The following is a 5,148-nucleotide window of genomic DNA, read 5'->3' as shown; positions in this document are numbered from 1 at the left end:
CCCGACATCGCCCCCCGGGGGGACGAGGGGTCCGCCCGCTTGCTCGCCATCCTGGCGCGCGGGGGGGTGACGGACCAGAAGGTCCGCGGGGGGTTCGGGGGTGACAACCGCTTGTGGTTCTGAGTGACCGACACCCAGACCGCCGTAGAGGCGACTGCGGGCGAGGCTCAAGTTGAGGAACCCGAAGTGGATGCGCGCGCCGGTCGAGACCCGTACCATGCTACCGGACCTCAGTGTGCACTGATAAAGGGAGTTGCGACCATGGCAACGCAGGCCGCCATTCCCCGACCACGTCGTGCGATTAGGGGTGCGAAAAGCGGTCGAAACGGGGGTGGTCAGTCGCGACTACGAGTGTGGATGCAGTCGGTCAGTGTGACAGACTGCTCTCTCACTCACTAACTAAACCGATACTAGAATCGAGTACGCTGTAGACAACCCCGGTCGGTTACGAGGGGAGAACCATCCGGAGTCGGTTACGGGGTCGTCCGTGAGATTTCCGTGGCTGTTTAACTGGTTTCGGTGGTCGTCTGGTTAGTTTCTGTAGTCGTCTGGTTGGTTTCGGTGGTTTGGTTAGATTCCGTGGTTGTCTGGTTGGTCTCGGTGGTCGTTTGATTGGTCTCGGTTGTCTCGGCCGATTCGTACTGCACCGTCACCTCGTCGGCGACGGGTTGGAGGACGTACTTTCCGGTTTTTCCGGCCTTCACGGGCGTGAAGTCGGCCGTGAACGTCGTCGTCTCGTCAGCACGAATCTCGAACGACTGTTCGAATTTCAGCGGGGCGGAACCGGGGACTTCGACAGTCGCGGACGACCCGTCAGTAAGGGTCGCGTCGGTGCCTGCGATTTCTAATTGGAGGAATTCGTAGGTGGCCGTCTCCACCTCGAACTCCTCGATGAGGGCCGAAGCATCTCCTTGGAGGTCGACGAGGTCGACTTCGGTGTTTCCGGCGTCGAGCGACTTCGGCTCGCCGTCGGTCGGCTTCACGCGAATAGTCGAGACCGTAACGAGACAAGACTCGAAGTCCGCGATATCTCCGGGCTTGTCGCTCACGCGTGTGGAGAGCGTTCCGGTCTCCGCGGACGCGGTTCCCATGCAGCCAGCGGTTCCAACGGTACTTGCGGCGGCGATTCCGGCGGCGCTCTTAACGAAGTCTCGTCGATTCAGTGTCATTGTCGTGTTGTGTCGGGGGTTCGCGTGTCGTCTCTGGTGTTCGTGTTGCGGTTCGGGTCCTTACTGACGACCGCTCACTTGGGGAGAGCGGCCGAGAGGGATGAGCGAGGGGCGCTCATGCTCATGAAGCGGCCAGTTCCGGCCGTACCCGCGACGCTTCGGCCTGCAGGGACGACTGCATGCAAGCCGACCGCTGCGCCGCGGTACTTCTGGCTGTGGTCGCCGGGGTATTGAAGGGTGGAAATCGCTTCACTGGGTTGTGGTCGTTGGGCTGGAATTGGGCACTGTTCGGACTGATTTTCGCCGAATTTCGTGGGAACTGAGCATCCAAATTCGCCGCTCGTCGCCGGGTTTCACCGATTTTGGGGGACCGGTACACGACCGAGGTGCGTCGGTTAAGGACATACGACCGAGGTGCGTCGGTTAAGGACACACGACCGAGGCGCGTCAGCCGAGCAGTGTCCAACGCGGAATTAAGTTTCTTGCGTCGGCACCACCGCTGGGTCGGGAACCGCTCTTACACTACCAACAATTACGCTACCGACAGGGAAGTACCCGCCTGCACCGAGGCACTCTGAGGAGAAGGAATTGAAAGAAAGAGAACGTCAGCGGTTGAGACAGCCGGGAATCCCGGGTCGCCTCAGACGAGTTCTTCGGCGACCACGTCAACCGCGAGCAGGTCGGGGTCGACCGCAAGGTCGGCCTGTCCTTTGGCGAATTCGGGGAGCGAGTCGTGGGCGTAGGTCACGACGCGCACGTCGGGGTTGCGTTCCTTCGCCACCGAGATAGCCGTCGCGTCGTCCATATCTGTGAGGACGAGCAGGTCGGCCTCGTCGATTCCGGCCTCGTCGAGCGAGTCAGCGGCGGCGATTCCGGTGATTCGAACGACGTTCGCACCTTCCGATTCGAGGGCTTCACCGAGTCCGTCGGGGTCGGTCCCCGCGACGATTGCCGTCGTCATTCGTACTCGATGGTCGCCGGTGGTTTGTGGGTCACGTCGTAGACGACGCGGGCGACATTGTCGTTCGTGCCGGTGATACGCGACTGAATGCGCTGGAGGGTGTCCCACGGGAGTTCCTGTGCGCGCGCGGTCATACCGTCGCGCGACTCCACGGAGCGGACCGAAACGATCCAGCCGTGGACGCGGTTGTCGCCCTTGACACCGGTACCCTTGCCGATGACGGCGGCGAACGCCTGCCATGGCTCGTGCTTTTCAGTCTCGTCTTCGACGATGTGGCACGCCTCGCGGGCCACTTCGACCTTCTCGGGCGTGACTTCACCGAGGACGCGGACGGCGAGTCCCGGTCCGGGGAAGGGCATACGCTCCGCGATGATAGATTCGAGTCCGAGCGCACGAGCGACCTCGCGAACCTCGTCCTTGTAGAGGTCGCGGACGGGTTCGACGATGCCGTCGAAGTCGACAACGTCCGGCAGACCGCCGACGTTGTGGTGGGATTTGATGTTCCCTTCGGACTCGATGCGGTCGGGGTAGATGGTCCCCTGAACGAGGTACTGGGCGTCGGTATCTTTCGCCTCGCGCTCGAACTCTCGGATGAACTGCTCGCCGATGACGGCGCGCTTTTCTTCGGGGTCGATGACGCCTTCGAGCGCGTCGAAAAAGCGCGCTTCGGCGTCGACGACGCGGAGGCTCTCCATGAAGGAGAAGGTGTCCGCAATCTGCTCGGTCTCGCCTTTGCGCATCAGGCCGGTATCGACGTAGACCGGGGTGAGTTGTTCACCGACGGCCTCGTAGGCGAGGGTCGCGGCGACGGAGGAGTCGACGCCGCCCGAGAGGGCGATGATGGCGTGCTCGTCGCCGATTTGGTCGCGAATCGATGCTTTTGCGTCTTCGATAAATGAATCTACGTCTACCATTATGCTGTCACCTCTTCGTTGTCCAGTTCACGCGCGTCGAGTTCGCCGAGGACGCCGCGGAGGAAGCCGAGGAACGGCGGACTCGCGCGGTCGGGTCGGGAACGGAACTCGGGGTGGAACTGCGTTCCGAGGAAGAACGGGTGGTCTGTCAGTTCGAGAATTTCCATGCGGTTGTCTGCGCGGCCGGAGAAGCGGAGCCCCTCGGATTCGAGTTCGTCGATGAGTTCGGGGTTCACCTCGTAGCGGTGACGGTGCCGCTCCGTACAGGAGGTGTCGCCGTAGACCGCTTCGGCGAGGGTTCCGGCCGAGATGTCGGTTTCGTGTGCGCCGAGACGCATCGTCCCGCCCATCGCTTCGACGTCGTACTGCTCGGGGAGCAGGTCGATAACCGGGTACGGCGTGTCGGGGTCGAGTTCGGCAGAGTGGGCGTCCTCGTGGTTGAGGACGTTCCGGGCCTGTTCGACGACGGCCATCTGGAAGCCAAGACAGAGGCCGAGGAACGGAACGTCGTTCTCGCGGGCGTAGCGGATGGCGTCGATTTTGCCGTCGGTTCCGCGGGAGCCGAAGCCGCCGGGGACGACGATGCCATCGGCGTCCTTCAGGCGCTCTTCGTGCTTGTCGTGCATCTCGTCGGCATCGACCCACAGGATGTTCACGTCGACGCCGCACTCGATGCCTGCGTGCTTGAGCGCCTCGTGGATGGACATGTAGGCGTCTTCGAGGGCGTACTTGCCGACGAGCGCAATGTCGACCGAGCCGGTGCGCTCGGCGGTGACGAGTTCGCGCCAGCGGTTGTCGCGTTCTTCCTTCGGCATAGCCTCGTCGTCGATTTCGAGTCGCTCCATCACGTACTCGTCGAGACCCTCTTCTTCGACCATCAGCGGGACGTGGTAGATGTCCGGCACGTCGGGGTTCGAGAACACGGCGGCGTCCGGCACGTCACAGAACTGCGCAATCTTGGTCTTGGTCTCGGGGTCGAGTTTGTTATCGGCGCGGCCGACGAGAATGTCGGGTTGGAGACCGATGCTTCGAAGCTCCTTGACGGAGTGCTGTGTGGGCTTGGTCTTCTGCTCGCCGTTCTTCGAGTAGGGAACGAGCGTGACGTGCGTAAAGAGCACGTCGCCGTCCTCCTCTTCGGAGGCGAACTGGCGGAGGGCTTCGAGGAACGGCATGGACTCGATGTCACCGACCGTCCCGCCGACTTCGACGATACACACGTCGGTCCCTTCGGCCGCTTCGCGGATGCGCCGCTTGATGTCCTCGGTGACGTGCGGGATAATCTGGACCGTCTTGCCGAGGTAGTCACCAGCGCGTTCCTTCTGGATGACGTGCTGGTAGGTCTTACCCGTCGTGATGTTGTGGTCGGCGGTCATGTCGATGCCCAGGAACCGCTCGTAGTTCCCGAGGTCGAGGTCGACTTCCGCGCCGTCTTTCAACACGTACACTTCCCCGTGTTCGTAGGGGTTCATGGTCCCCGCGTCGACGTTCAGGTACGGGTCAATCTTGACCGCGGTGACGTCGAACCCGGCGTTCTTCAGGAGTCGGCCGGTGCTCGCGGCCGTGATACCCTTCCCGAGGCCGGACATGACACCCCCGGTTACGAAAATGAACTTGCGCCCCATCTCTGGGTCGTATTCGTCCGTCGGCATACTGACCGTGTGCGAGCGTACTTCAAAACCATTTCGGAGCCAACACCGTGTGCCAGACGACCGCATACGCCGAAATTCTCCAGAATCGACGGACGGGGAGCGAACTATCAGATGCTGTGAGTGTCTGGTGCTGGGGGAGGTCGTCTTGACGGTTAGCCGTGGCTTTCCACTTTGACCCGTCAGTCCAACTCCTTGACGACGCGCGCCGGGTTCCCGCCGACGACGACGCTATCGGGCACATCATCTGTGACGACGGCCCCCGAAGCGACGACCACGTCGTCGCCGATGGTGACGCCGGGGTTGATAACCGCCCGGCCGCCGAGCCACGCATTGTCGCCAATCGTCACCGGTTCGCCCGACTCAGGGCCTTTGATTCGCTCGGCCGCGTCGAGCGGGTGCGTTGCGGTGTAGATGTGGACGCCCGGCCCGATTTGGGCGTTGTCGCCGATGGTGAT

5 protein-coding genes and 1 pseudogene are annotated in these 5,148 nt (G+C 62.5%); all 6 read right to left on the bottom strand.

Annotated features, from left to right (window positions below):
• Positions 1–219, bottom strand: a pseudogene (locus tag QT222_RS06950) (beta-ribofuranosylaminobenzene 5'-phosphate synthase family protein); the annotation flags it as partial.
• A gap of 287 nt (positions 220–506) precedes the next feature.
• The gene (locus tag QT222_RS06945; RefSeq protein WP_004060124.1) at positions 507–1,169 is read right to left on the bottom strand and encodes a DUF4382 domain-containing protein; all 663 of its coding nucleotides are present in this window, start codon (positions 1,167–1,169) and stop codon (positions 507–509) included.
• Between the two features lie 640 nt (positions 1,170–1,809).
• On the bottom strand, positions 1,810–2,130 hold the full coding sequence (locus QT222_RS06940) for a DUF7126 family protein (RefSeq protein WP_004060123.1): 321 nt from the start codon (positions 2,128–2,130) through the stop codon (positions 1,810–1,812).
• The gene (gene guaA, locus QT222_RS06935; protein WP_004060122.1) at positions 2,127–3,044 is read right to left on the bottom strand and encodes a glutamine-hydrolyzing GMP synthase; all 918 of its coding nucleotides are present in this window, start codon (positions 3,042–3,044) and stop codon (positions 2,127–2,129) included. Before guaA ends, QT222_RS06940 begins: the two co-directional genes overlap by 4 nt.
• Entirely contained in the window at positions 3,044–4,693 is a 1,650-nt protein-coding gene (gene pyrG, locus QT222_RS06930) for a glutamine hydrolyzing CTP synthase (protein ID WP_004060121.1), read from the bottom strand. The genes guaA and pyrG overlap by 1 nt, the downstream gene beginning before the upstream one ends.
• A 179-nt stretch (positions 4,694–4,872) precedes the next feature.
• The coding region (locus QT222_RS06925; protein WP_491476743.1) for a DapH/DapD/GlmU-related protein at positions 4,873–5,148 on the bottom strand (276 nt) is incomplete at its 5' end.

The organism is Haloferax sp. s1 (assembly GCF_058382125.1).
This window is presented reverse-complemented; position numbering and strand designations above follow the sequence as displayed.